30 protein-coding genes are annotated in these 23,316 nt (G+C 67.9%); 7 read left to right on the top strand and 23 right to left on the bottom strand.

The features are described from left to right. Positions 1–24: 24 nt before the first annotated feature. The 5 genes from ACFYP0_RS23160 to ACFYP0_RS23140 form a co-directional block, all read right to left on the bottom strand. Positions 25–534: a methylated-DNA--[protein]-cysteine S-methyltransferase gene (locus ACFYP0_RS23160; protein ID WP_124854017.1), complete on the bottom strand. Its 510-nt coding sequence runs from the start codon at positions 532–534 to the stop codon at positions 25–27. Beyond that, positions 531–2,009, bottom strand: a complete 1,479-nt coding sequence (locus tag ACFYP0_RS23155; RefSeq protein ID WP_355494607.1) for a DNA-3-methyladenine glycosylase 2 family protein — start codon at positions 2,007–2,009, stop codon at positions 531–533. Before ACFYP0_RS23155 ends, ACFYP0_RS23160 begins: the two co-directional genes overlap by 4 nt. Before the next feature lie 85 nt (positions 2,010–2,094). Further along, positions 2,095–3,519, bottom strand: coding sequence for an FAD-binding oxidoreductase (locus ACFYP0_RS23150; protein WP_355494606.1), 1,425 nt, complete (start codon positions 3,517–3,519; stop codon positions 2,095–2,097). Between the two features lie 290 nt (positions 3,520–3,809). Next, positions 3,810–4,325, bottom strand: a complete 516-nt coding sequence (locus ACFYP0_RS23145) for a hypothetical protein (RefSeq protein ID WP_355494605.1) — start codon at positions 4,323–4,325, stop codon at positions 3,810–3,812. Then, complete coding sequence (locus ACFYP0_RS23140) at positions 4,322–4,831, bottom strand: SigE family RNA polymerase sigma factor (RefSeq protein WP_355494604.1); 510 nt, start codon at positions 4,829–4,831, stop codon at positions 4,322–4,324. Before ACFYP0_RS23140 ends, ACFYP0_RS23145 begins: the two co-directional genes overlap by 4 nt. Before the next feature lie 139 nt (positions 4,832–4,970). On the opposite strand from ACFYP0_RS23140, the gene ACFYP0_RS23135 reads away from it, so the two are divergent. Together ACFYP0_RS23135 and ACFYP0_RS23130 are read left to right on the top strand one after the other, a co-directional pair. After that, positions 4,971–5,474, top strand: coding sequence for a hypothetical protein (locus tag ACFYP0_RS23135; protein ID WP_355494603.1), 504 nt, complete (start codon positions 4,971–4,973; stop codon positions 5,472–5,474). 121 nt (positions 5,475–5,595) lie between these two features. Beyond that, on the top strand, positions 5,596–6,330 hold the full coding sequence (locus ACFYP0_RS23130) for a Type 1 glutamine amidotransferase-like domain-containing protein (protein ID WP_355494602.1): 735 nt from the start codon (positions 5,596–5,598) through the stop codon (positions 6,328–6,330). Between the two features lie 3 nt (positions 6,331–6,333). On the opposite strand, the gene ACFYP0_RS23125 is transcribed toward ACFYP0_RS23130, so the two are convergent. Beyond that, positions 6,334–6,903 (bottom strand): exonuclease, encoded by a 570-nt coding sequence (locus tag ACFYP0_RS23125; protein ID WP_355494601.1) that lies wholly within the window; start codon positions 6,901–6,903, stop codon positions 6,334–6,336. 143 nt (positions 6,904–7,046) lie between these two features. Between ACFYP0_RS23125 and ychF the strand changes: the two genes are divergently transcribed. Then, entirely contained in the window at positions 7,047–8,132 is a 1,086-nt protein-coding gene (ychF, locus tag ACFYP0_RS23120; protein ID WP_355494600.1) for a redox-regulated ATPase YchF, read from the top strand. A gap of 20 nt (positions 8,133–8,152) precedes the next feature. Here the strand turns inward: ychF and ACFYP0_RS23115 are convergent, their stop codons facing one another. The 14 genes from ACFYP0_RS23115 to ACFYP0_RS23050 all read right to left on the bottom strand — a co-directional run bounded on the left by ACFYP0_RS23115 (position 8,153) and on the right by ACFYP0_RS23050 (position 16,876). After that, the gene (locus ACFYP0_RS23115) at positions 8,153–9,259 is read right to left on the bottom strand and encodes a tyrosine-type recombinase/integrase (protein ID WP_386997547.1); all 1,107 of its coding nucleotides are present in this window, start codon (positions 9,257–9,259) and stop codon (positions 8,153–8,155) included. A 1-nt stretch (position 9,260) separates the two neighbouring features. Next, positions 9,261–9,431: a helix-turn-helix transcriptional regulator gene (locus ACFYP0_RS23110; protein ID WP_386997545.1), complete on the bottom strand. Its 171-nt coding sequence runs from the start codon at positions 9,429–9,431 to the stop codon at positions 9,261–9,263. A 49-nt stretch (positions 9,432–9,480) separates the two neighbouring features. Beyond that, positions 9,481–11,277 carry a replication initiator gene (locus tag ACFYP0_RS23105; RefSeq protein ID WP_386997543.1) on the bottom strand — a complete coding sequence of 599 codons (1,797 nt, stop codon included), beginning with the start codon at positions 11,275–11,277 and terminating at the stop codon, positions 9,481–9,483. Beyond that, entirely contained in the window at positions 11,277–11,543 is a 267-nt protein-coding gene (locus ACFYP0_RS23100) for a hypothetical protein (RefSeq protein ID WP_358086535.1), read from the bottom strand. The genes ACFYP0_RS23105 and ACFYP0_RS23100 overlap by 1 nt, the downstream gene beginning before the upstream one ends. Next, positions 11,540–12,253 carry a hypothetical protein gene (locus ACFYP0_RS23095; RefSeq protein ID WP_386997541.1) on the bottom strand — a complete coding sequence of 238 codons (714 nt, stop codon included), beginning with the start codon at positions 12,251–12,253 and terminating at the stop codon, positions 11,540–11,542. Before ACFYP0_RS23095 ends, ACFYP0_RS23100 begins: the two co-directional genes overlap by 4 nt. Beyond that, positions 12,253–12,633: an RRQRL motif-containing zinc-binding protein gene (locus ACFYP0_RS23090; RefSeq protein ID WP_386997636.1), complete on the bottom strand. Its 381-nt coding sequence runs from the start codon at positions 12,631–12,633 to the stop codon at positions 12,253–12,255. Before ACFYP0_RS23090 ends, ACFYP0_RS23095 begins: the two co-directional genes overlap by 1 nt. A 20-nt stretch (positions 12,634–12,653) precedes the next feature. Further along, entirely contained in the window at positions 12,654–12,956 is a 303-nt protein-coding gene (locus ACFYP0_RS23085; RefSeq protein ID WP_386997539.1) for a hypothetical protein, read from the bottom strand. Next, complete coding sequence (locus ACFYP0_RS23080) at positions 12,953–13,393, bottom strand: DUF6197 family protein (RefSeq protein WP_386997538.1); 441 nt, start codon at positions 13,391–13,393, stop codon at positions 12,953–12,955. The genes ACFYP0_RS23085 and ACFYP0_RS23080 overlap by 4 nt, the downstream gene beginning before the upstream one ends. 87 nt (positions 13,394–13,480) lie before the next feature. Further along, positions 13,481–13,690, bottom strand: a complete 210-nt coding sequence (locus tag ACFYP0_RS23075) for a hypothetical protein (RefSeq protein ID WP_386997536.1) — start codon at positions 13,688–13,690, stop codon at positions 13,481–13,483. Then, positions 13,687–14,556: an FtsK/SpoIIIE domain-containing protein gene (locus ACFYP0_RS23070; RefSeq protein WP_386997534.1), complete on the bottom strand. Its 870-nt coding sequence runs from the start codon at positions 14,554–14,556 to the stop codon at positions 13,687–13,689. Before ACFYP0_RS23070 ends, ACFYP0_RS23075 begins: the two co-directional genes overlap by 4 nt. Positions 14,557–14,636: 80 nt before the next feature. Beyond that, a complete protein-coding gene (locus tag ACFYP0_RS23065) occupies positions 14,637–15,569 on the bottom strand; it encodes a hypothetical protein (RefSeq protein WP_386997532.1) in 933 nt (310 codons plus the stop codon). Between the two features lie 104 nt (positions 15,570–15,673). Further along, positions 15,674–15,856 (bottom strand): hypothetical protein, encoded by a 183-nt coding sequence (locus ACFYP0_RS23060; protein WP_386997530.1) that lies wholly within the window; start codon positions 15,854–15,856, stop codon positions 15,674–15,676. 34 nt (positions 15,857–15,890) lie between these two features. After that, a complete protein-coding gene (locus tag ACFYP0_RS23055) occupies positions 15,891–16,319 on the bottom strand; it encodes a DUF3307 domain-containing protein (RefSeq protein WP_386997528.1) in 429 nt (142 codons plus the stop codon). A 236-nt stretch (positions 16,320–16,555) separates the two neighbouring features. Further along, a complete protein-coding gene (locus ACFYP0_RS23050) occupies positions 16,556–16,876 on the bottom strand; it encodes a hypothetical protein (RefSeq protein ID WP_112681382.1) in 321 nt (106 codons plus the stop codon). 176 nt (positions 16,877–17,052) lie between these two features. Here ACFYP0_RS23050 and ACFYP0_RS23045 point away from each other — a divergent pair, with 176 nt between their 5' ends. After that, on the top strand, positions 17,053–17,811 hold the full coding sequence (locus tag ACFYP0_RS23045; protein ID WP_386997525.1) for an XRE family transcriptional regulator: 759 nt from the start codon (positions 17,053–17,055) through the stop codon (positions 17,809–17,811). Positions 17,812–17,815: 4 nt separating this feature from the next. Continuing rightward, positions 17,816–18,286 carry an NUDIX domain-containing protein gene (locus ACFYP0_RS23040; RefSeq protein WP_386997523.1) on the top strand — a complete coding sequence of 157 codons (471 nt, stop codon included), beginning with the start codon at positions 17,816–17,818 and terminating at the stop codon, positions 18,284–18,286. Here the strand turns inward: ACFYP0_RS23040 and ACFYP0_RS23035 are convergent. Continuing rightward, the gene (locus ACFYP0_RS23035) at positions 18,274–18,837 is read right to left on the bottom strand and encodes an HD domain-containing protein (protein ID WP_386997521.1); all 564 of its coding nucleotides are present in this window, start codon (positions 18,835–18,837) and stop codon (positions 18,274–18,276) included. The two genes, ACFYP0_RS23040 and ACFYP0_RS23035, sit on opposite strands and share 13 nt — an antisense overlap. Before the next feature lie 1,785 nt (positions 18,838–20,622). On the opposite strand from ACFYP0_RS23035, the gene ACFYP0_RS23030 reads away from it, so the two are divergent. Together ACFYP0_RS23030 and ACFYP0_RS23025 are read left to right on the top strand one after the other, a co-directional pair. After that, positions 20,623–21,192 (top strand): hypothetical protein, encoded by a 570-nt coding sequence (locus tag ACFYP0_RS23030; protein ID WP_386997519.1) that lies wholly within the window; start codon positions 20,623–20,625, stop codon positions 21,190–21,192. 64 nt (positions 21,193–21,256) lie between these two features. After that, entirely contained in the window at positions 21,257–21,997 is a 741-nt protein-coding gene (locus ACFYP0_RS23025) for a hypothetical protein (protein WP_386997517.1), read from the top strand. A gap of 202 nt (positions 21,998–22,199) precedes the next feature. Here ACFYP0_RS23025 and ACFYP0_RS23020 read toward each other — a convergent pair whose 3' ends face one another. After that, positions 22,200–22,496, bottom strand: coding sequence for a hypothetical protein (locus tag ACFYP0_RS23020; RefSeq protein ID WP_386997515.1), 297 nt, complete (start codon positions 22,494–22,496; stop codon positions 22,200–22,202). 92 nt (positions 22,497–22,588) lie between these two features. After that, positions 22,589–23,203, bottom strand: coding sequence for a RipA family octameric membrane protein (locus ACFYP0_RS23015; RefSeq protein ID WP_386997513.1), 615 nt, complete (start codon positions 23,201–23,203; stop codon positions 22,589–22,591). Positions 23,204–23,316: the final 113 nt, after the last annotated feature.

The following is a 23,316-nucleotide window of genomic DNA, read 5'->3' as shown; positions in this document are numbered from 1 at the left end:
CGTCAATGAGTGTCGGTGCTCCTGTCAGCTTGTTGTCACGCGTCGCTCGTGACCGAGAAGCCACTTCTTCACGTCCAGCCCCCAGCGGTAGCCACCGAGCGTGCCGTCGGTGCGGAGAACCCGGTGGCAGGGCACGAAGAGGGCTGCCGCGTTCCGGGCGCAGGCGGCCGCGGCGGCCCGCACCGCCGGTGGCCGGCCGGCCAACGCGGCGTACCCGGTGTAGGTGACCGGGGTTCCCGGCGGCACCTCGCGCAGCACCTGCCAGGCGTGCGCCATGAACTCTCCACCGGTGCGTTGACGCACCGGCACCGCGTCGATGGCGGTGAGGTCACCGTCCAGGTAGGAGTGGACCGCCGCACTGACCGGGCCGAGGTCGGCCCTCTCCCGTAGTGGTGCCCGCAGGGCCGGGTGGACCAGGGGCAGCAGCGCCGCCGGGTCCGGGGTGAAGCCGGCCGCCCGTACGTCACCGTCGGGGCCGGCGAGGATGCTCAGTGGGCCGGCAGGTGTGTTCAGTACGGTGCTGTCGATGTTCATGCCGCTCTCCAGAGTCTGATCGTGGCGTAGGACCGCCAGGGACGCCAACGCTCGGCGTACCTGTCGAGGGTTGGTTGGGTGTCGGGCAGGCCGAGTGCGGCGGCGCCGCGCCGGACCGCGAGGTCGGAGCTGAGGAGGACGTCCGGGTCGCCGAAGGCGCGCATGGCCAGGTAGTTGGCGGTCCACGGGCCGATGCCGGGCAGCGCGAGCAGCCGTCGAACGGCCTCCTCCCGATCCACCCCGGCGGCGAGGTCGACGGATCCGTCCACCACGGCCCGAGCCAACCCCCGCAGTGCCTCCCGCCGCCCCACAGGCATCCCGAACCCCGAGTCCGGCAGGGCCAAAAGGTCTTCCGCGCTCAAAAACCCGCGCAGCTCACCCCGTTGATCATGAGGTTGGCCTGGGCTTTGATCTTCATCGACCTCGTCAACCTCATGATCAACGCGGTGGGAGAGGAGGCGGGTGAGGGTTGTTCTTGCGGACGTGACCGAGACCTGTTGGCCGATGATGGCCCGGACGGCCTGTTCGAAGCCGTCGACGGCGCGGGGGACGCGGATGCCGGGTTCGGCGGTGACCACCGGGGCCAGCGCCGGGTCGGCGGCCAGCGTGGCGTCGATGGCAGCCGGGTCCGCGTCCAGGTCGAGCAACCGGCGGCAGCGGGCCACCGCCGGCGCCAGGTCGCGCAGGTCGGCGAGCCGCAACGTCGCCGCCACGTGCCCGTCCGCCGGGGTCAGCGCCACCCGGCCGGTGCCGTGCGGCAACCGCAGACCCCGGTGGTACGTCCCGTCGCGGACCGCCTCCACGCCGGGCAACGCCCGCACCGCGAGGAAATCCAGCAGCGCCCGGGCGTGCAGCGGCGGGCGGTACGCCAGCCGGAGCGCGATGGTCCCCGCCCCGGCCGGCGCCTGCTGGCGGCCACGGGCCGTGCGCAGGTCCGACGGCGCGCTCGCGTACACCTCGCGAAGCGTGTCGTTGAACTGCCGCACACTGCCGAAGCCGGCGGCGAACGCGATCTCGGCCATCGCCAGGTCGGTCGTCTCGATCAGGATCCGGGCGGTCTGGGCGCGTTGGGCCCGGGCCAGCGCGAGCGGACCGGCGCCCATCTCGGCGCTCAGCATCCGGTGCAGGTGCCGCTCGGTGTAGCCCAGCCGGGAGGCCAACCCCGGTACGCCGTCCCGGTCGACAACCCCGTCGGCGATGAGCCGCATCGCCCGACCGACCACGTCCGCGCGGACGTCCCAGAGCGGTGAGCCGGGCGCGGCGTCCGGCCGGCAGCGGCGGCAGGCGCGCAGCCCGGCGCCCTGCGCGGCGGCGGCGGACGGGAAGAATCGGACGTTCTGCCGCTTCGGTGTGATGGCCGGGCAGGACGGCCGGCAGTAGATCCCGGTGGACGTCACACCGGTGTAGAACCAGCCGTCGAACCGCTGGTCACGGCTGTCCACGGCCCGGTAACACCGCTCGAAGTCCATCTCCATGTCACCGATGATGCCCCGCTCGACCGGTCATCGGCTGGCGGGAATCGGACCTGGGTGTGCGCGCCGCGCGGGGGCCCGCCCCGGGTCAGCGGCGGCGTCGGTGCGGCTGACCGGACCGGCCGGCCCGGGAGGCCTGACTGGTTCGGTCGGCCTGGCCGGCACGGCTGGACCGGTCGGCCTGGCCGGCGCGGTTGGCCTGACCGGTGAGCAGGGGCGATCGGAACACACCGTCCGGGTCGTACCGCTTCCACAGCCGCCGGACCCGGGCCCCGGTCTCGCCCGGGTAGATCCGGGCGAACGCGGCCGGGTCCGGCCGGCTCTCGAAGTTGACGTACGCGCCGTCGGCGCGTGCCCCGGCGGCCCGCCACGCGGCGTTCAACGCGGCGTCGGCCTGCGGCGGAAACACCGAGGCCACGATCAGCGTGTCCTGGTGGCGATGCGGGTACGCGGTTGCTTCGGAGGCGACGTCGTTGACCGCCCCACCCAACGAGCGGAGCTGGATCACCGCCCGCCCCGGCCCGGTCACCGCTCGCGTCACGGCCCGCGCCCCGGCGTCGTCCAGCGCGGTGAACAGACCGTTGGTGGTCGTGCCACGCTGCTGCCCGACGTTGGGGTTGAGGTGCGCCGTCGGTACCAGCGTCGGGTAGGGCAGCAGGTCGGTCCGGTGTTCGAGCACCTTGCCGATGGCGAGCAGCGGTTCCACCGCCGGCCGGGCTCGGCGCAGGCTCTCGGCGGCGACCACGGCGGTGATGGACATGAGCACCGATCGACCCTCGGCGTACACCACGGCGGCCGCGGACAACTCCCGTGGTGCCTGGGCGAGGTAGCTCGTCCACTCCCGGACGGTGCGACCGTCCGGATGCGCCTCGACGACCAACTGCGTGACGCCGACGTTGCGCTGCTCGACCGCCTCGATCTCGAAGGCCACCACGATGCCCGTGCCCGCCCCGGCGCCCCGGATCAGCCAGAACAGCTCCGGCTCGTGCTCGGCGTCCGCGCGTACCAGCGTCCCGTCCGCCAGCACCACCTCGACTGCGCGGACCCGGTCGATGGTGAGGCCGTGGGCGCGGACCAGCCAGCCGACACCACCGCCGGTGGCCAGGCCGCCGACGCCGACGCCGCCGTAGTCACCCGAGCTGATCACCAAGCCGTACGGGGCCAGCGCCTTCGCCACGTTCGCCCAGCGCGCGCCGGCCTCGACCCGGACCAACCCGGCCCGCTCGTCGATCACCTGAACCCGGTTGAGCATGGACAGGTCGATGACCACCCCACCGTTGTTGGAGGAGGCTCCGGCCAGGCCGTGCCCGCCGCTGCGGACCGCGATGGGCAGCCGCTGCTCCCGCGCGTAGCGCAGCGCGTCGACCACCTGCGCGGGGGTCTTCGGCAGCAGGACCGCGGCAGGTGACGCCGACCTGGTGTACGTCGAGCGCAGTTGCGCGTACCGGCGGTCGCCGGGCGTGACGATCTGCCCCCGGAGGGAGTCGGGCACCCGGGCCATGGCGGTGGTCATCGCTGCCACCGCAGCTCGCACACCGGGTGTCCCTCATCGGTCATGGTCCCAAGGATGTAGGGGGCATGCCGGCCTCGACAAACGTGGTGGACCGATCCGTCGTGTTCGCCGGCACGCGCGGCGCTCGCCGGTACGGGGAGCGCCGCGCGATGGTGACCGGGATCTCCGACCGACTCCCTGCCCTGCGGCTCACGGAAGTCAATAGCGTCGTGGCACCACCGGGGCCGGAGATGACCGTGGGGCGGCCGGTCAGGCCGACGCCGGAACGCCGCCGGCCTGACCGGTCCTGCTCATCTGGACGGGGTCGGACTGACCGTGGGCCTGCCCGGCACGCCAGGCGCGCCTCCCGGAACCGGGGTGACGGTGGGTCGGCCCGGCACGCCGGGCGGGCCTCCCGGAACCGGGGTGACGGTGGGTTGGCCCGGCACGCCGGGCGGGCCTCCCGGAACCGGGGTGACGGTGGGTCGGCCCGGCACGCCGGGCGGGCTCGGTACCGCGGTGGGGTCGGCGGGGCCTGGCGTGACGATCGGCACGCCGGGCGGCGGCCCGGACGGGCTGGGTACGGCCGCCGGGCCCGCCGGGCTCGGCGCGGCCGGCGGAGGCCCGTCCGATCCGCTGGCGGCCAGGGCGATCGGAGCCGCGATCAGGATCGCCGCGAGCGTGCCCACCGCCCCCATCGTCACCGTGGCGCGGCGTCTGTTGCGGACCCGCCGTTCCGCTCGGTTCAACTGGTCATGCACGATCGGTGCCTCCTCGGCCAGGTGGGTGAGGGTGGATCGGATGAGGCTCTCGAAGGGATCGGTCATCGCCGTACCTCCAGCAACTCGATCTCCGGCAGCAGGTCGCGCAGGCGCGTGACCGCCCGGTGCGTACGGCTGCGGACGGTGCCCACCGAGCAGCCCAGCAACTCGGCCACCCGGGCTTCGGGCAGGTCCTCGTAGTAGCGGAGGACCACCACCGCGCGCTGTGTCGGTGGCAGGTGACGCAGCGCGGCCCGCATCGCCAACCGCACGTCGGTGCCGCCGCTCGGGTCGCCGCCGACCGGTTCGTCGGCCGGGTTGAGCGGTGTCTCCCGCCACCGGCGAAGTCGCCGCCACCAGCTGATCTGCTCGCGGTACATCACCACCCGCAGATAGCCCTCGGGATCGGCGTGCCGGATGGTTCCCCACTTCGGGATGGTTCGCGCCAACGCCGACTGGAACAGGTCCTCGGCGGCGTTGCGGTCCCCGGTCAGCAGGTACGCGACCCGCATCAGCGCCGGAGTCCGGCTGCCGACGAACTCGGCCAGCCGCGCGCGCTCGTCCTCGTCCACCCACCACCCCCGTTTCGTTGTCACAGATACAGACGTCCCAGGTCATCGTCGCTATCCACGATCGGTGGGGTTTTTCGGCCCGAAAGTGTCGGTCGTGCCGGGTAGCGTCCGGCCACCAACTGAAGAAGGGGTGCGGCGGATGACGAGCGTGGCGGGTTGGGCGGCGGCGTCGACACCGGGTGCGTTCCCGCCGCTGCCCCGCGCGGTGGCGCAGTCCTTCTACCGCCGGATGCGGGCCGTCGCGCCGGCCGCCGTGGGCGCCATCGAACGGGACCGGGCGGGCGACCCCGACCAGAGCTTGCCCGACACGGCCTGCGGCCGGTTGGCCGGCTCGCTCGACGACGCGGGCCTGCGGGCGCTCGGGATGTGGACGCACCACTGGTGCATGCGCTTCTACGACGACGACACGAGGGTCGGCCGGCGGTTGATCCGCGAGATCGCCGCGCGGCCGGGGCTGGGCTGGACGGCCGACGAGGTGCGTTGGATGCTGCGCGAGTCGGTCTCGGCCGGCCCGGCCGCCGCCGACCGGTTCACCCTGCCCCGGGCCGCCGCCGGGCAACTGCCCCCGGCCGACCGTCGGGCCCTGGGCCGTTGGCCCGAGGTCGAGGTGCCCCGCCAACGGCGGCCTGACCAGGCTGGTTGATCATGAGGGTGGCGGGGCTCGACCGCCACCCGCGGGTGGCGGTCGAGCCCCGCACCGAGCAGACCGGAGACCGGCTACGGCAGGATGGACGCCGCACCGCACCCGACGGAAGGACGCTTCGATGCCCGCCAGCGAGCCGACCATCATCGCCACCAGCATGGGTTTCTTCCGGGGCGACCGCGGGCCCTACGACCTGCGCCCCAGCCCGGTCTTCGAGCTGGCGGCCGAGTTGGCCGAGGCCGGTCCGCAGCCGCGGGTCTGCTACCTCGGGCAGGCCGTCGGCGACCAGCCCACCTCGCTGACCGCCGTCTACGGCGCGTTCGCCGACACCCGGTTCCGGCTGTCACACCTCGCCCTGTTCCCGATGCCGAACGTCGAGGACTTCCGCGCCCACCTGCTCGCCCAGGACGTGATCTGGGTCGGCGGTGGCAGCGTGGCCAATCTGGTCGCGGTGTGGCGGGTGCACGGGCTCGACGAGATCCTGCACGAGTGCTGGCAGGCCGGCGTGGTGCTGGCCGGCGTCTCCGCCGGCTCGATCTGCTGGCATGTCGGCGGTGCCACCGACAGCTTCGGCCCCCGGCTGCGCGGCTTCACCGAGGGCCTGGCATGGCTGCCGTACGGCAACGGGGTGCACTACGACAGCGAGGGCCAGCGCCGCCCGCTCATGCACGAGCTGGTCGGTGACGGCACGCTCCCCACCAGCCACTGCACCGACGATGGCGTCGGCCTGGTCTACCGCGGCACCCAGCTGGTCGAGGCGATCGCGGACCGCGAGGGCGTCTCGGCGTACGAGGTCAGCCGCGGTGCGGACGGCAGCGTCCGGGAGGCCGTCATCGCCCCCCGCCTGCTCGGCTGAGCGTCACGCCTCCTCGACCGGCTGTCGGCGGTGCAGCACCGCGTCGAAGACCTGGGCCAGCTCGGCGGCATCCTCCCCGGCGTGGTGCGTGTGCGGCATGTCGTGCAGGCCCAGCTCGTGCTTGATCGTGCCCTGATGGGTCTTGGCCCACTCGCTGCCGGTCAACCCCATCCAGTAGCTGCGGAGATCAACACCGGAGCCGGTCGCACCGAACGGGCTGTGCCCGACGAAGCGGACGAAGTACCAGTGCACGAACATGCCGTCCCAGACGGCCGGGGCGGCGAGGAAGACCGGACGACCGACCCGGCGCAGCTCGTCGACCCAGGCCGCTGCGGCGGACATCGCCTCCTGCGCGGTGGGCGCCTCCCGCAGCAGCCGGTCCCGGTCCAAGCCGGAGACGGCCAGCGCCGCCGGGACGAACTCGTCGGAGATGGGACGCAGTTCGGTGTAGAAGGTGAGGTCCGGGCGGCCGGCCACGGCCATGCCCAGCGAGATCATGCTGTACGGCCCGGGGATCGGCCCGTCCGCCTCCACATCGACAGCGATGTAGAGCTCAGGCAATGTCGAGGTCATCCCACCTCCAGCAGCGGAACATCGAACCGGGAGATTAGCAACGCCTGACGGGGCCCGGTGGGAGCGACGATCGACCACCGGCGCGGTGCCGCATCGGAGCCGCCTGGACCGGCCCGGTCGGCACCCGCGTAAGCTGGCCGGTCGTGAGTCTTTCCATCGGCATCGTCGGCCTGCCCAACGTCGGCAAGAGCACGCTTTTCAACGCGTTGACCAAGAACGACGTGCTGGCGGCGAACTACCCGTTCGCCACCATCGAGCCCAACGTCGGCGTGGTCGGGCTGCCCGACGAGCGGCTGGGCAAGCTGGCCGAGATCTTCTCCTCGCAGAAGGTGCTGCCGGCCCCGGTGTCGTTCGTCGACATCGCCGGCCTGGTCCGCGGCGCCTCCAAGGGGCAGGGCCGGGGCAACGCCTTCCTGGCCAACATCCGGGACGCCTCGGCGATCTGCCAGGTCGTCCGGGCCTTCTCCGACCCGAACGTGGTGCACGTCGACGGCAAGATCTCCCCGGCCGACGACATCGAGACGATCAACACCGAGCTGATCCTCGCCGACCTCCAGACCCTGGACAAGGCGCTGCCCCGGTTGGAGAAGGAAGCCAAGCTCCGCAAGGACCGGGCAGCCGCAGTCGCCGCCGCGAAGGCCGCGATCGAGGTGCTCGACGGTGGCACCACCCTCTACTCCGGGGCCGCCGCCGCCAAGATCGAGCTGGAGCACCTGCGCGAGCTGCACCTGCTCACCACCAAGCCCTTCCTGTACGTCTTCAACGTCGACGAGGCCGAGCTCGCCAACGAGTCGTTCCTTGACGAGCTGCGCGCCCTGGTCGCCCCCGCCGAGGCCGTCTTCATGGACGCCAAGATCGAGTCTGAGCTGGTGGACCTGCCCGAGGACGAGGCCCGCGAGCTGCTGGAGTCGATCGGGCAGAACGAGCCCGGCCTCAACCAACTCGTCCGGGTCGGCTTCCGCACCCTCGGCCTCCAGACGTACCTCACGGCCGGCCCCAAGGAAGCGCGCGCCTGGACCGTCCCGGTCGGCGCCACCGCGCCGGAGGCCGCGGGTGTCATCCACAGCGACTTCCAGCGCGGCTTCATCAAGGCCGAGGTGGTCTCGTACAACGACCTGGTCGAGCACGGTTCGATGGCGGCGGCCAAGGCGGCGGGCAAGGTCCGCATCGAGGGCAAGGAGTACGTCATGCAGGACGGCGACGTGGTGGAGTTCCGCTTCAACGTCTGAATCCGGCCTGTTGCCGCAGGTCAGACGGTTGAGTCGTCGCCCTGGGGCACGTCGGGGGCACAACCCCACGCGTCATCGACGGCGCGGCGGGTGCGTTCCTCCGAGTCCGGCATCAGGTGGCCGTACGTCGACAGGACCAACGTTGCGTTCTCGTGCCCCAAACGCTCGGCAACCACGATGACCGACTCGCCCTGCATCAGCAGTACGGAGGCGTAGTGGTGCCGCAGGTCGTGACTCGTGGTGCCCTTCAGTAGCCCGGCTTGCTCGACGGCAGCCGAGAAGATCAGCGAACCGTAGTAGTCGTGCCGGTACGGGCCGGCGAAACGGGTGCTGAAGATGGTGCCGTCAGCGGCCGGCGGGAACTGCGCCGAGTGCTCGCGGATGGCTGTCGCCACCACTTGGGGGAGCGGGATGGTTCGCCGCGATCGGCGGGTCTTCGGCTCGGTGCGCACCTTGGATTGCGGAGCGAACTGCCATTCGATCCGAACTGTCCGGCCGACGTAGTCCACATCCTGAACGCGCAGTGCGAGCAGCTCGCCGAGGCGTAGCCCGAGGCCGGCTTGCACGATCACCATTGCACGGTTGCGGGCGGGCATCGCGGCGGCCAGGGCGCGTACCTGGTCGACGGTGAGCGGCACGATGCGTTCCCGGTGGGCTGACGGCAGACTGATCCGCACCACGGGAGACCGGCCGACAAGCCGATCCAGCACCGCAGCCGCGTAGACCGACCGCAGCAGCCCGACGAGGTTGCGAAGAGTCGACGGGGCGAGCACCTTGGATCGGTCGGCCGCCCACGCTTGCACCTCAGACGGCACGACAGCGGCTAGGCGGCGAGAGCCGAGCGGGGTGGCGGCGATGTGCGTTTCGATCAGCCCGGACACCCGGCGGGCGGTCGTGGGCCGGTGCGCGCGGCCAGCGGCCCAGCGTCGGGCGTACTCGACGACGGTCGTCTTGTCAGACGGGTCGACGTACTGGCCACGCAGGATGTCGCCTTCGACCTGAGCGAGGAATCGGTCAGCATCGACCTTTCGAGTGAAGGAACGCTTCCGCTGCCGGCGAGCATCGTCCCGCCAGCGGGCAAGGTAGCTGACTTTGCCGTCGCGGTTGCGCTTCTCGACGCTGCCCATGTCAGGCCGCCTGTCCGGCGAGCCAGGACCGGACGTCAGCCGGGTCGTACCGCAGGTGCCGGCCGACCTTGAAGGCGCGTGGACCGGTCCGGCGGTAACGCCACTGATAGAGCGTGCCCACCGGAACCCGGAGGAACGCAGACACGTCCTCAATCGACCACAGATCATCCATGCTCGTTGCTGCTCGGCTTGCCAATGTCAGTCCTCCTTGTCGGTGCTATCTAGGCGGCCGGCGACAGGCCGGCAGGGGTGGTGCCGAGTTCGTGGGCGAGTTCTTCGCGGCCGGTGGTTCGTCGTTCGCGTGCCATGGCTGCGGCGGTGTTGGCGAGGAGTGCGTCTCCGGTGGTGTGCCAGCCGACTCCGGCGAAGGTGAGGGTGCCGACGATGAGCGTCGTGTCTTCGTCGAGGTGGTCGACGGCGCGGAGGGTGCCGGGTTGTTCGTCGGCCTGGTCCTGGTGCTCGTGGCGTCGGAAGCTGACGCGGGTGTCGCGCAGGACTTGGAAGGTGACGGAGTAGCGGCGGGCTTTGGTGAGGAAGTGGCCGCCGAAGCCGAGCATGTGGGCCCACCGGCGTAGCCGGGCGTAGGGATTGGTGGCCTGTGGTCTGCTGGCCGGTTGGGTGTCAAGGGCGGCTTGACGGTGGGCGACGCAGACGGGGCAGGCGGCGTAGCGGGTGTGGGTGCCGCAGTCAGGGCACTCCCAGCGGTCGACAAAACCGGGCCGTGGCCGGTGGTCCCGGGGCCGTTCCGAGAGCGGGACGGGCGTTGCGGTGGGTCGGCCGGTGTGCCAGCAGGCGTCGATGAGGCGGGCGGTGTGGTCGCCGTCGGGGTCGGCGTAGTCGCCGATCGAATCGGCGTCGAGCCTTACGGAGCGGTGCCCGGTTACCTCGGTGCTTTTGGTGGCGTACTTGGCAAGGTAACCGGCGACCATGCTGTCAGTGACCTCACCGTCTCCGGTGAGGCTGATGGGTCGGATGTCGAGGCCCTTGCCCGGGTCACCCCAAGCGATCGACCAGCCTTCGGGCTCGTCGGGGTGGGTCGGAGTGGCAAACGTGACCTGCTCGACGGCGGCCCGGATCGCGTCGTCCAGGTCGGCGACTGTGAAGCCGGCCGGCGGTGGGATGACGGCGGTGGGGTCGTCGGGGTGGACGCCGTCGAGGCGGACCAGGGCGTGGAAGTGCACCGCTCCGCGTGCCTGGAACTCTGCCACCTTTCCGTGTGACAGCCGAACCGGTGGGACTTTGCGGATGTTGCCGGAGGCGGTGACGACGTGGACGCGGGGGATTCCCCGGCGGCGGGCGAGTTTGGCGAGCGACCGTTCCGCGGCTTGCTTGGTGCGGTGCCACAGCTCGCCCGAGAACAGGTTCCACACGACTTGGTGGGTGTGGTCGTAGCAGTCCAGGCATAGCGGCTGCCCGAGCACCTGGTCCCCGGCCTCGTGCCTAGCCCAGCAGACGGCCGGTTGGCCGTGCTCACACAGGCCGGTGTCGCGGCGGGCGTGGCACGGATCGGGCCGGCAGTCGCATCGTTTGCGGTTACCGCAGGTGTGCCGCTTGACCGCACGGGTGTGCACGGTGCCGAACGAGGGTGCGGTGAATGTGGCGAACACCGCCGGGTGCTGGGTGACTGTGTCGGGGACGCCTTTGCCGCCGATGAGGCCGGCGCGTAGGAGTTGGAAGGCGTCGCGTTGGTAGGTGTGGGCGCAGGCGGGGCAGACGGTGGCGCGGCGGTTGCCGCAGGCGGTGTAAATCGCGGCGTCGGGCATGCCGTCGGTGTGCCGGGCGTCGAGGACCCGTCCGGTGCCCTGCTCGACGGTGAGGAGTTGCCCGGCGAGGCGGATGGGTCGGGTGCAGCCGGCAGCGGCGCGGACGTGTTCCAGCCACCCGAAGTAATCCGGCTTCGTGGCGCGGTGGAAGGCCGAGCCTTCGGCGGTGTAGTCGTAGACGGGGATGGTGTCGGCGTTCGAGCCCACACCCCGGGCCGTGATGGTCCGGGGTGTGAGGTCCAGCGTCGAGGCCATCAGCCGCGTACCTCGGTGAGGTGGCGGGTGGTGATGGTGCGTTCGGTGACGATGACCCGGCAGGCGCCGCACTGGCGCTTGACCGGTTCGTGCCGACGGCACGGGATCAGGGCGGTGGTGTCACCACAGCGGATAGTGACCGGTGCCCGGCAAGGGCCGCCGGGGATGACGTCGATGAGGGTTCGGCGGATGTCGAACGGGTGAGCGTCGGGGTAAGCGGGGCAGGTGTGGGTGACCTGCTCGATGTCGACCAAGACGATGGTCATCGGGCACCCCGGGGAATGGTGGCGAGAAGCTTCCCGGCGACGACCGTGCTGACGTCGAGGCGGTCGGCCAGCTCGGCGGGGGTGATGGGTTGACCGGTGGCCTGTTCGTGCTGCACAGCGGCGAAGCGGGCGGTAGGCAGCAGGTGGGCGGGGACGTCGACCGGCTCGGAGGCCGGCTCGGTGACGGCCGGGGTTGGCTCGGGTGCCGGGGTGATGGCGGCCGGTGGTGCCGGCTCAGTGGTGACCTGCTCGGCCACCTGAACGCGGATCGGCTGCCCCGGCTCAGAGGGAGCCGTCATGGGCTGCGCGGTGGGCGCGGGGGCAAGGACGAGTTTGACCAGGGCCATGAACGCCAGCGCCGGAACCGCCGACAGAAGCCACCCGGACGGACCGGGCTTGGCAACCGCCAACTGTGCGGCCAGGGAGAGGCCGGCGGCGGCAATGAGCAGGACCATCGGGTAGCCGATCGGTGCGCCGGTGCGACGGCGTCGGCGGATGGTGAGTAGGGCGGCGATGGGGACGAGTTCGGAGATGACGGCGTTGGCCCAGCCGAACCATCCCGGGGTGTTGTCGGGGCTATTGGCCATGGTCCAGTCGTGGACGTGGGTGAACGAGGCGGCCCCGGCGGAGCCGCCGACGACGATGAGGATGAGGACCAGGACCAGGCCCTCCAAGCGGGTGCCGGCGCTGGCCGGAGTGTTAACGGGCATTAGTGGCCTCCGTGGCAGTCGAGGCAGCAGCCGTAGCGGCGGGGGATGTAGTAGGGCTTCACCTGGCCGCAGTGCCGGCAGGTCCGGCGAGCGAGCAGGGCTTTGGCGATGGCCTCCCGCTGGGCGGGTGTGGCGGTGCGCTTCGCTTTGGCGAGGTCGGTGCGGTAGAGGTAGGCGACCCGCCGGTTGGCGCGGTGCCGCCAATAGATCTGGGCGACGGGGTCGTGTCCTCCGGGGCGTAGGCCGGCGGCGCGGAGTTGCCGCAGGGTGGCCAGGCCGGTGGGTGCGCAGTGGTAGGGGAAGGTGGGGAACCCGTAGCGGGTGCCGAGCGGGTCGTAGAACTCGACCCGGATGCCGGTGCGCTCGGCCAGGTTGTCCAGGTCGACGCGGCGTAGGTCGGTCATGGCTTGTCACCGCCCCAACGCTGTTGGGCGGCTTGGCGGGTGATGCCGAGGCGGGAGCCGATTTCGGCCCAGGAGTAGCCGAAGGCCCGCAGGCCGATCACGGCTTCCCCGATGGCGTCGTCGATGACGGAGGACAGGGCGATGAGGTCGCGGAGTGCTTCGACGTCGCCGGTGGCGACGCGGCGGCCGTGGGCGCGGATGATGCGCTTGGCGAAGCCGGCGAACTGGTCGTTCTCAACCACGTCCCGACGCCGTTGCCGGGGGAGGTTGGGCGTCAAGGGCTTCTTGACGGTGTTCATCGCGTCTCCCCTTCCGCCTTGCGGAGGGAGTCCCAGTCGGTGGCAGCCGCCGTGAGGGCGGTGATGACCTGCTCGGCGGTGCGGGTCGGGTCGTCGTTCCACGAGTAGGGGGAGGTGTGCTCGTCGAGGAGGTAGCCGTCCTCGTCGACGAAGAACACGGGCGCGGTGGTGTCGAGGTAGTCGACGAACACGCCCAAGGCGGTCAGGTAGTCGGCGAGGGCGTCGGGGTCGAGCTGCGAGAAGTGCTCGACGGTGTGTCCGGCGCAGGCGATGCCGATGGCCCCGGCGGCGCAGGCCGGCGGGGTGAGGGTGTCGGTGGTGTGGGCGTAGTAGGTGCCCTGGTGCCAGCCGTGCCGGCGTAGGTAGAGGGCAGCCATCCGCAGCAGGTCAGCGGGTGTGACCGGTGCTGCGGTGGGTGGGTTTTGGGTAGCCTTCATGGCAACCACGTCCTTTCAGTAGGGCGGTTGGTGGAGGTCGGCAGGACCAGCGGTTGCTGGCAGGCGTTGACTGGTCCTGTCGACCGGCTATCGGGCGCGTAGCCGCAGGTAGCGGCGGTGCCGGTTGTCGTCACCCGGCATGCGGGTGGGTGCGGAGAGATACACCAGTCGCCCACTGCGGGCGACGGCCTGGACCAGGGCGGCGATGTCCTCGGGACTGCCGGTGACCCAAAGCTCGGTGAATTGCGCGGCCCGCTGGTTGTTGGCCTTGGCGTAGGCCCGTTCGCGGGTGGTCATGCCGCCATCTCCCACTCGGTGGGGTTGACCGCCGGGGTGTTGGTGCCGTTGGGGCGGCGGGTCCAGGCGGCGTAATCGGCGATGTTGTAGATGTCGGTGTCGGTGAGATAGGCCGCCTTGATGCGGCGGGGAACGCCGCCTTCGGCCAGGAGGTAGGCCGCGCCCTGGTTGGTGGGCGAGATGTCGGAGGCGGTGTAGCCCTGCTCGGCCCAGCCCTGACCGAGGATGATGTTGGAGCTGTTCAGCGAGGTGCACCGGAACGCGGCCCGGTAGCCGAACAGGTCCCGCAACGAGGCGGGGATGATGTCCCACGACGGGCGCTGAGTCGCGGCGACGACGGGCATGCCGCAGGCCCGGCCGAGGGAGACGAGCCCTCGCAGGAGGGTGGAGAACTCTTCCTGCTGCTGCTTGGTGCCGAGGACGGTGGAGAACATGGCGAGTTCGTCGATGATGGTGACGATGACGGACATGCCGTCGCCGTCGGCGAGCTTGCGGCGCCGGTTGGCCAGCAGCCAGGCGTAGCGGTTGGTGGCGACCACCAGGAGGCGACGCAGCACCTCGATGCCCTGGTCGATGTCGGGGCCGATGAAGGCGTCGGCGAGGTCGCGCCAGGGGCCGAGTTCGACGAGTTTGGCGTCGAAGAGCACGAGGCGGGTGTTGTCGCACAGGGCGGCGTGGCCGCAGATGTTGTTGATGAGGCCGGACTTGCCGCCGCCGGGTTCGCCTGCGGTGAGCAGGTTGCGGTAGATGACGTCGAGGTAGACGGGTTGGCCGAACTCGTCGATCCCGATGAAGATCGGGTCGAACATCGACAGGCCAGGACCCACCGGCACCGCCTCAGCAGTGGTGGGAATCGTGGTGGTCATCAGTGCCCTCCTGGGCGTTGTGGGCGCGAGGAGCCACACGAACGAGCCGCCATGGCTCCTCGCGTCCGGGTTGGGTTGGGTCAGATCCAGTCGGAGACGTCGTCCGCTTCGGGCGACGCGGAGGAAGCCGCGGGCTTACTGCCGTTGGCGGTGGTGGCCGGCGTCTTCGCCGGCTTGCCCTGGGTGGGGAGGGTGATCGTCGGAGCGGCGACGTCCGGCAGGTCCAGGGCGGTGGGGACCGTCAGCGGCGATGCCGAGACGGGGGCGCTCGGGTCGATCACGTCGACCAGCGGGGAACCGACGTGAGCGGTCAGCACCTCACGGCGTTTGATGTCGAACCGCAGGTACGCGGCGTTGTTCTCCGAAGCGCGCTCAATCAGCACGGTGGAGGCGTGACAGGTGACCGCGATCTTGTCGAGGCGGCCCTCTAGGTCCTTGGCGGACAGGCCGGGACGCAGGTAGACCCAGACCCGCTCGCCAACAGGAGTGGGCTTGGCCCAGAGGATCAGCGGAAGGCTGCCGGACTGGTTGGCGATGATGAACTGCGCGAAGCACACGCGCAGCCGGTGCCGGACGATCAGGCACCACGTCCAGGCGATGACCTGGCGGCGGACCGGGCGGATGGCGGCGGGAACGCCGACGACCAGGGCGACCACGAGCAGGGTCACCAGGGTCGGGGTGTGGTTGGCGAGCTGCACCCACGCGGTGAGCAGCAGGACGCCCAGGATGGTTTCCGGGGTCCACCACCACAGCAGCCGGATTACCGGCCAGATGCGGACGAGCACCCAGACGAGGCCGCCGGTCGGAACGCCGATAAGCGCGCCGACGAACACGGCGAGGATCGGGTGGATGTAGGAAGCGGCCACCACTGCCGACAGAAGGCCGACGATGACCGCCGTGAGGATGAACGCCATGCGGGCGTTGCGGGCCGAGGAACGGTGGACCTTGGCCTCGATGACCGTCACCGTTCCGGTTGACCTGCCACCGAAGCGGCGAGGGCTAGACTTGGACATGACACGTCCTCCCAAGAGACTGGGTTGGATGGGTTGGAGAGAGCGGGGTCGGCAGGTTGCGAGCCAGTACCGGCCCCGCGCTCGTTTCCTAGAGCTGACCGAGGTCAGTCGTTGGGCAGCTTGTTGGCGAGCAGGCCGAAGCGGATGCGGTCGTCCTCGTCGAGGACGGTTGGGGTGCGCCCAGCGGCGCGCTCCTCGCGGAACTGCTTGTCCAGGTGCTTCGGGTCGACCTTGACCTCACGGACACGACCGGTGTTGTCCTCGCTGAACAGGTACTTCTTGCCCATGGCAGGGATCTCCCTTGCTCAGAGTGAGGGGTTGTTAGAGGCAGGCGATGAGCAGCGCGGACGCCCAGAGGCACGCCGCGTGTAGGGACTGATCGGCCAGGTACATCCCGCAGATCGGGGCCTGACGGTCGGCGAAGTCGCCGCTTCCCGTGTGAGTGAGTAGCCAGCGAACCGGCCACCGCCGGTCAAGAAACGCGTGCGAGACGGCGGAGAAGCCGAGCCCGGCGGCAAGCCCGAGCGCGGTGACGGGCAGGTCCAGGGCGGCGATGGTGATGGCCAGCATGACCACCACCACGAGGTGATAGGCCACCACGTGGCCCAACAGGTGACGCCAGCCGTCCCAACCAGGGGCGGCTTTGTGCGCGGCCTGCTTGTCGGACTGGCCGAGAACGTGATCGGCCACCTGGTGACCGGCGTAGAGGGTCGCCGCGACAACGGCGAACACGATGGCGGAAACGAGCATGAGACAACCACTCCCTATGACGAGGGCAGACAGGTTGGAAAGGCAGACGGGGTCGGCAGGTATGCGAGCCAGTACCGACCCCGTGCCTTGAGGGATGTGACCATCTGACGTGGTCACCGGCCGGAAACGTGCGAACCAGAACCGCTTCCGGACGAATCAGAGATGGATCAGCGGACCATCAGGCCGCTTTCGTGCGTTCAGACACCAGGGCTCACACAGTGCGGTGAGCGAGGGACCTACTTAGCCGCCGAGTTACCAGCCTTCGGCTTCAGCGTGATCGCACGGAACGCGACGCCGTTACGCCCGTTGGTCGCCCACGGAATAGCCTCCAACTGCTCGACAGCGACGAGCTGTCCCACCGTCACGCCCGGCTTCTCACCCGCCGTGGTGATGGTGATGATCTCGCCGCCAGTCTCGTCGAGCACGAAGACCTGGGTCGACCACATGAGCCGGCCAGTGTTCTTCTCCGACCGCTGATTGCCGTTCTGGTCGTTCTTCGGCTCCGGGTCCTTCGTCACCTGGACCTGCTTGCTCTGGGTGTCCACGTACAGCTTCACAACAAACCTCCTGGGTCTCGGGCCAGGTAATGAGCTAGTCCCCGGTGGACTGTTGCTCGTGGCCTCTGGGGATAAGGCTCCCGAAAAGCCAGGGACAACCCATCCGATGGGCTGGACGACCATGGGACGTCTTGGTTACGATGAATGCGTCCCTAGTCGTCCCTTGAGGAGAAACGATGCCAAACGACCGGCTCCGCGATGCCATCCTGCGCAACGGCCTGACGCCGGTCACTGTGGCCGAAAAAATCGGGGTTGACGCGAAGACCGTAGAACGGTGGATCACGCAGGATCGGACGCCGTACCCGCGTCACCGACACGCAATCGCGGCAATGGTGCGGGAAGACGTGCCGTACCTGTGGCCAGAAGCGGTGACCCCAGAGAAGGCGTCGAGGATTGGGCAGAGCGAGTTGGTACAGCTCTACACCCGGCGCTCTGCCGTGCCGTACGACCTATGGCGTCGACTGATCGAACGCGCGGAGAAGCGAATAGACGTGCTGGCCTACGCCGGCCTGTTCCTCGTAGAGCAGGACCGCAGGCTGATCGACACCCTGCGTCAAAAGGCTGTTGACGGCGTCACGGTGACAATCCTGCTCGGCGACCCGAATAGCGAGGCGATCGAGCGCAAGAGCATCGAGGAAGGCTCGCCGGGTGTGATGGCGGCGAAGATCCGCCAAGTTCAGCAGTACTACAACCGGCTTGAAGATGCGCCCGGGGCGAAGATCCGTTACCACGACACGACGTTATACAACTCGATCTATCGCTTCGATGACGAGATGTTGGTGAACATGCACGTGCTCGGGTTTCCGGCGCCACATGCGCCCGTGATGCATCTGCGCAGGCTCAACGGCGGCGATCTGTTCGGCACGTACGCCGACAGCTTTGACCGGGTCCTAGCTGCCTCGACGACTCAGCCACGCGGCGAGATGGCAGCCTAAGAGCATGGCAAGAACCGAGCACTACCAGGACCCGAGCGCGCCGAAGGCCAACAGCATCGTCGTCGCCGTTTCCGTCTTCGCACGAGACGATCGCGGACGGGTGCTGCTCATCCAGCGGACCGACAACGGCCTGTGGTCCCTGCCCGGCGGCGGACAGGAAGTTGGCGAGTCGGTCGGAGAGACGGCAGTCCGGGAAACCCACGAGGAAACCGGCATCCGCGTCGAAGTGTTCGGGATGGTCGGCGTCTACTCCGACCCCGGTCACGTCATCGAGTACTCAGACGGCGAGGTACGACAGCAGTTCTCGCTCTGCTTCCGCGCAGTACCGGTCAGCGGCACACCGACGCCGAGCGAAGAGTCACATGACGTCCGGTGGGTGGCCCGCGACGAGCTGGCCGCGCTCGACATCCACCCGTCGACCCTGCTCCGCATCACCCACGGCTACGAGGAACGTCCCGAGCCCTACATCGGCTGATGGACGCCGGCGAGCCGGCGCTGAGTCCGCCGCACGGCAGCGACCATCTCCGGTTCCGCCCGACTGATGAAACGGGTAACGAGGTGCTCCGGCCCGTACCGCGACCGAATCTCCGCTAGCCGGTCCAACACCTCGAAATCCTGGCCATCCGGTCCGGTCGTCATGTCTGCGCAGCAGATGGCGTCGGTCACCGCGGTTTCCTCCCGAGGGAACTCGGCGGCCAGGGCCTCACCGAGCCCACGCTCGTCGGCTTCCAGCCAGGCGCAGGAGTGATGAGCGACCAAGGCGGCAATCCGCTCATTGAAGTGCTCACGGCGTAGCCAGCGGCCACCGTCGAGCGAGTGGAAGCCGGTGTCGACCAGGTCAGGGCTGTAACCGACGTCGTGTAGCCAGGCCGACGCTACGAGCACCTCACGATCCTCGCTCGGGACTGCTCCGCTAATCCGGTCCGCCTTGGCAGCGACCGCTTGGACGTGACTCCATCGACGTGGCAACGGTGTCTCCAGCAGGCGTCGTGCAACTTCCCGAGCGGTGTCGACGAGGTCGGCCATATCGCCAGGGTACGGAGACACCCGGTCCGCTCGCCATCCCGTGTTCGAGTGCCGGCCGAGCTGCCGGCGAAGTGGTTCAAAGTTTCTGTACGTCTTCAAGGCGGCCCTGAACGGGCCGCACGCGCCGCCGCCTGGGCGCGCGTCCGTCGCTCCGCTGACGCTCCGACTCCGGCCACGCAACACGCCCGGCAGCTGGCGCGGAAGCGGGAAGCCCAAGGGGCCGCCGCAGAACGACAGGCGGGTGACCGCTAGTGGTGGGCCGGCAGCCGGCCGGGCCACGCGGCCATGAGCCCGCGCGGCGTAGGGGAGCGGACGTCGGCCCGCGTCGGCGAGCTGCCCGCCGGTGGCGGGGTTGCGGTTACTGCGCCTCCGGCGGGGGCGCTCGGGCTCCGAGATGGTTGCAACCCCGTCGGCGGGTTGCGGTCCGTGGGTGGTTGCGCGGGCCATCCCGCCAGTCGACGACCCGGGCAAGCCGAGCAGACCACCGCCCGACCCGCCAGCGTCCGTACGGGTGTCAAGGCCGTCTTGACGTGGCGGGCCGGACGGCGGCCCACTCCCCAGGAGGGCGGGTCGACGGCAGACGGGATGGCAGGTTCTCTCAGGGCTGCTGCTGCCGGCTAGAGCAGAGTTGGAGTGGAGTCGAACATGGGGCTGCTCTGGTGGGTGGCGCAGCGACCGCCTCCGGTGGCGTTTCCGCAGCGCTGACCGTTCTTCTTCCGGGCACCGCACTGGACCGCTGGGTCATGAACATGGCAAAGGCCCGAGGGGCGTGGGTTGATAGGGCAGGGAAGGCCCTTGCGGGTGGTGGCATGGCAGCGGGGAGCCTGGGGCGGTGCCGGTGCTGCCACAGCAACGGACGTTGGCACCTCGACGCGTGAGTAAAGCTGACGTCCGGAGACTCGGCGGCTAGTGGTGGGAATGTCGACCAGGGCCACCGGATGGGGCACGATCCATGTCCGAGGGCTTCCCCAACGAACCCAGACTGCAACTGCTCCCGCATCGGCTTCGCAGAGCAGTTTGCGCGACGACCATTGCTTGTCGGTCCTGTCAATCTCTACGGCGATCGGGGGTGCTCCCAGACGCTCGCAGACAACATCGAGGTAGCCAGGGCGATCCGGATGAGCGCCGGGTAGGCCCGCGATACTTGGCACTTCTCGCCGGACTCGCCAACCGTGCGCTACGCCCCAGTTCACCACGCCGCGTGTCAGTGCCGAGGTGACCCGTGGGGCAGACCAATCGGTGAAGGTGAGGGGGGCGAGCCACTTAGTCAGGGACTCGGCCGCCCGTGACGAGCGAAGCGCCAGATCCATAGACAGAGGGTAACTTCTCTGAGTGACGGTGTCGCTACCGCTTGACTTCGGTCGATGCTTGGAGAGGATGGCTGCATGGCGAAGCGGCTAGATGAACCCGAGTTCGATTGCGTGGTTGCTACAGAGTGGGGCTACTCAGGCCAGCAGCTCTGGACGCGGACATCGCACGACGCGTGGACCTGCGAAAGCAGTCGTGAGTACCTGAGTTGGGACGAGTTGCTGGACATGGGAGAAGTTGTGGTCCTGACTCCTGCCAATCTCGATGCACACCAGGTCGGACGACGCGAGGGGCGATTCGAGGTACTTCGGGAGGTCGACGCCACTCTCCGAAGAGTCAGCGAGGCAACGTATAAGATCGGGAAGCGGTAAGTGTGAAATGACGGGCATGCGGCGAGGAATCCCGGCGTCCGTTGAGGCAGCTCTATGGGCGATTAGTAATGGTCGATGCTACGGGCCTGGCTGTCCCATGCCCGTCATGTTCGAGACGCGCCCTGGCGTGTATCGAAAGAATGTTCAAATTGCTCATGTCTACGGTGTTAGGCCGAACGCGCCTCGGTACAAAGACGGATTGCCCGACACTGAACGTGATTCTTTCAGGAATCTACTACTTCTCTGCCTGCCCCATCATTCGGAGGTAGACGACAAAAGGACCGGAGAAAAGCTTTACCCGCCGGATATCTTACTTGAGTGGAAGAGGAGACACGAGGGCGATCTCAACGCCGAGCTAAGTAGAATCGGCCCGGTTCATGAGGATGTGCTTATGGATTTTATCGCGGACATCTTCGAACCTCCGCTAAAGCGGCTGGAAAGCATTGCGGAGCAACTCGAAAAGACGGGGACTGTCAACGCGAATAGCGTTGCAGAGCTTCGAGGAATCATATCGACCCTAACTGATAATCCAGTCGGGCTCGATGCACGGACGGTTGCAACCCTGGCGGATTCAGTGGAGAAGCTAGGTGGACAAGGATTCCGGCGTGCCGTTAACAGGCTTTCTGATGCTGCTGACATCATGCTTCGGGCATCCCGGCGAATGCCAGACCGCTGAGGTGTCATCGACGAGGTAGATCGCCGCAGGAGTACTGGCAATAGCCGCGTTGAACGGAGGTGTCGTGAGCGATGCAGTGACCCAATTGCCAGACGATGGGCAGAGCCAAGTCCCTGACGAAGATACGCTCGAAGGGGATGTCCGCCAGTTTCTTGACTCCGAAGAGGCAACGCCAGAATTTCTGCGCGAATGCCTGTGGCGAATCGTGGATATCTTGCGGGACCTCGCGATGTCTCAACGGCGGACCATTGTTGGAATCCTGTCCCTAATGCTTGTATTTGAGTTATTGAATCGCAGTCTTGTAAATGAGGCTTCGTTGGTTGGAGTCAAGCTTGCTCGACTTGATTTCCTTCAGACCCCAATCCCAGCTGCTGTTTGTTACTTGTTCCTTCGCGCTATCGCAGTGGCGAAGGACCGAGACATCTACGCCTCTGTCTACTACGCCATCGTGGGGCAACGGTTTCCAGGTCTTTATGCATCGCAGATGGATCGTTTGTTTACCAATTCACGGGGGCTGACGTTCAGCAGCGTCCCTAAGCGTTACTACATGCACGGCGATCACATCTGGCCCTTCGTCCTGCCTGCCGCCGAGGCAGTGGCAACAGTTTTAATTACTCCCGTCTTCAGCTTTTATGCGTATTGGCAAATCTTCGCTAGGGGTGGTGTCGGCAGCCTTGCGACTTGGCTCTCACTGATTGTCGCGGTCGCATTTCTCCTGGTGGCCTTCAAGCTCGCTTACGCCTTCCTCAACACTAAAGACGTGGCGGACAAGCGGTTGATCGATGACATGTTGGGGCGTCGCTAAGTGGTCAGCAGTAAGAAGGCGGAGCGGATTGTTCAACCGGTCCCGACGCGTCTCGCCCTTCGGCTGGGTGACTAACTGAGTGACGACGGGCGTGGGTTGTGGCGGACTGCCACGAACGCCGATGGACGAGGTCCCGCAGAAGGCGGTATAGGCTAGGCAGGTCACCGAGCCATGCATGTTGCCTGGGGGTCAAGGGCAATGGTCAGGCCCTGGAGTGCGGCCGAAGCAGTTGAATCAAGTTGGCCAACAATTCCTCATGCGACCGATAAAAGGCCACGGACTTTCGGCTGGCCGTCTGATGTATTTGTGTTCCAATTTCCGCTACGAGAATGGTGCTCAATCCGACGCCCTGAACCATCCCGAGCTCGTAATAGCAGCTTGGGCGTTCTAGCGTAAGGTCCACCACGGCAACAACGCAGCGCCCAATCTCATCTCGAACAGTTGCCGCTTGGAAGTCTTCGTGGTGTTGCCGATAATCAAGCGGGAAGTAGGCGTCCATGCCTAGCATCCTTGCGGCAAGCTCTACTGTGGCTCTGCGAGCTGAGTGATTAGGATCAGAGGCGACAGGCATGACGGAATAAATGATTCGGCTCATTTTTCTTGCGCTTCCTCGGTGACTCCGTCAAATGGTGATACCCGTTCGATGATTTGCTTATGGCTCATGATGCCGAGAGTGAGTGTGCCGATGATGATCAGTGCAAAAAGAACGCGGAACGCTTTAGGAATAAAGTATTCGGCACTGGAGGATTTGAGGGCGACCAGGTCGTGTAGGCCAGAACGACTGATTTCTGCTAGCGCCTTCTTTCGTTCGAGAGCGTGCCATTCCCTCTCGAACGGCTGGTAAGAGGCGACTGGCCCACTTGACATGCCGATCGGAAAGTCAATGTTCGGTGCCATCTCGTTAAGGATCCTGAACTTTTCGGCGTTAAGCGCCTTAAAGTCGTCAATCTGCAATATCCAGTAAGTGCAGTGCAGAAGCGCCATGGCCGAAATCATTAATACACCGATTGTCCCGACAAGCATGTTGGCTGGTCGTGATATTGCCCAGGTCAGAATTGCTCCGACCGCAAGAAGTGTTGCCGCCATGATGGAGTAATTCCACTTGTTGATATCGAGCCGACGATTAGTAACTCGTTCGGCGGACTCGTAGTACATGCGGAATTCGTCGAAAGATAGCCTCGGTGCAGGTGCCGCCTGCTCGTCCACGACGCTTTCCCCTCGATGGCGAGAGTCGATTAAGAGTTGGGCTCGAACCAACGCGCCCCGCCCTCCAAGTGAATGACCATACAGCAGCTCCCCGGATGAGCGTCCGTCTCGAG

This window comes from Micromonospora arida (assembly GCF_042873195.1).
Lineage (GTDB): Bacteria > Actinomycetota > Actinomycetes > Mycobacteriales > Micromonosporaceae > Micromonospora > Micromonospora arida.
This window is presented reverse-complemented; position numbering and strand designations above follow the sequence as displayed.

Excerpts from the sequence above, each read along its gene's own strand:
- ACFYP0_RS23070 (WP_386997534.1), bottom strand. The coding sequence starts at position 14,556 with ATGACCACCACGATTCCCACCACTGCTGAGGCGGTGCCGGTGGGTCCT.
- ACFYP0_RS23110 (WP_386997545.1), bottom strand. The coding sequence starts at position 9,431 with ATGGATGATCTGTGGTCGATTGAGGACGTGTCTGCGTTCCTCCGGGTT.
- ACFYP0_RS23105 (WP_386997543.1), bottom strand. The coding sequence starts at position 11,277 with ATGGCCTCGACGCTGGACCTCACACCCCGGACCATCACGGCCCGGGGT.
- ACFYP0_RS23045 (WP_386997525.1), top strand. The coding sequence starts at position 17,053 with ATGCCAAACGACCGGCTCCGCGATGCCATCCTGCGCAACGGCCTGACG.
- ACFYP0_RS23145 (WP_355494605.1), bottom strand. The coding sequence starts at position 4,325 with ATGACCGATCCCTTCGAGAGCCTCATCCGATCCACCCTCACCCACCTG.
- ACFYP0_RS23040 (WP_386997523.1), top strand. The coding sequence starts at position 17,816 with ATGGCAAGAACCGAGCACTACCAGGACCCGAGCGCGCCGAAGGCCAAC.
- ACFYP0_RS23085 (WP_386997539.1), bottom strand. The coding sequence starts at position 12,956 with ATGAACACCGTCAAGAAGCCCTTGACGCCCAACCTCCCCCGGCAACGG.
- ACFYP0_RS23035 (WP_386997521.1), bottom strand. The coding sequence starts at position 18,837 with ATGGCCGACCTCGTCGACACCGCTCGGGAAGTTGCACGACGCCTGCTG.
- ACFYP0_RS23125 (WP_355494601.1), bottom strand. The coding sequence starts at position 6,903 with ATGACCTCGACATTGCCTGAGCTCTACATCGCTGTCGATGTGGAGGCG.
- ACFYP0_RS23095 (WP_386997541.1), bottom strand. The coding sequence starts at position 12,253 with ATGCCCGTTAACACTCCGGCCAGCGCCGGCACCCGCTTGGAGGGCCTG.
- ACFYP0_RS23020 (WP_386997515.1), bottom strand. The coding sequence starts at position 22,496 with ATGGACGCCTACTTCCCGCTTGATTATCGGCAACACCACGAAGACTTC.
- ACFYP0_RS23160 (WP_124854017.1), bottom strand. The coding sequence starts at position 534 with ATGAACATCGACAGCACCGTACTGAACACACCTGCCGGCCCACTGAGC.
- ACFYP0_RS23055 (WP_386997528.1), bottom strand. The coding sequence starts at position 16,319 with ATGCTCGTTTCCGCCATCGTGTTCGCCGTTGTCGCGGCGACCCTCTAC.
- ACFYP0_RS23075 (WP_386997536.1), bottom strand. The coding sequence starts at position 13,690 with ATGACCACCCGCGAACGGGCCTACGCCAAGGCCAACAACCAGCGGGCC.
- ACFYP0_RS23060 (WP_386997530.1), bottom strand. The coding sequence starts at position 15,856 with ATGGGCAAGAAGTACCTGTTCAGCGAGGACAACACCGGTCGTGTCCGT.
- ACFYP0_RS23065 (WP_386997532.1), bottom strand. The coding sequence starts at position 15,569 with ATGTCCAAGTCTAGCCCTCGCCGCTTCGGTGGCAGGTCAACCGGAACG.
- ACFYP0_RS23100 (WP_358086535.1), bottom strand. The coding sequence starts at position 11,543 with ATGACCATCGTCTTGGTCGACATCGAGCAGGTCACCCACACCTGCCCC.
- ACFYP0_RS23130 (WP_355494602.1), top strand. The coding sequence starts at position 5,596 with ATGCCCGCCAGCGAGCCGACCATCATCGCCACCAGCATGGGTTTCTTC.
- ACFYP0_RS23135 (WP_355494603.1), top strand. The coding sequence starts at position 4,971 with ATGACGAGCGTGGCGGGTTGGGCGGCGGCGTCGACACCGGGTGCGTTC.
- ACFYP0_RS23150 (WP_355494606.1), bottom strand. The coding sequence starts at position 3,519 with ATGACCACCGCCATGGCCCGGGTGCCCGACTCCCTCCGGGGGCAGATC.
- ACFYP0_RS23115 (WP_386997547.1), bottom strand. The coding sequence starts at position 9,259 with ATGGGCAGCGTCGAGAAGCGCAACCGCGACGGCAAAGTCAGCTACCTT.
- ACFYP0_RS23155 (WP_355494607.1), bottom strand. The coding sequence starts at position 2,009 with ATGGAGATGGACTTCGAGCGGTGTTACCGGGCCGTGGACAGCCGTGAC.
- ACFYP0_RS23030 (WP_386997519.1), top strand. The coding sequence starts at position 20,623 with ATGTTCGAGACGCGCCCTGGCGTGTATCGAAAGAATGTTCAAATTGCT.
- ACFYP0_RS23080 (WP_386997538.1), bottom strand. The coding sequence starts at position 13,393 with ATGAAGGCTACCCAAAACCCACCCACCGCAGCACCGGTCACACCCGCT.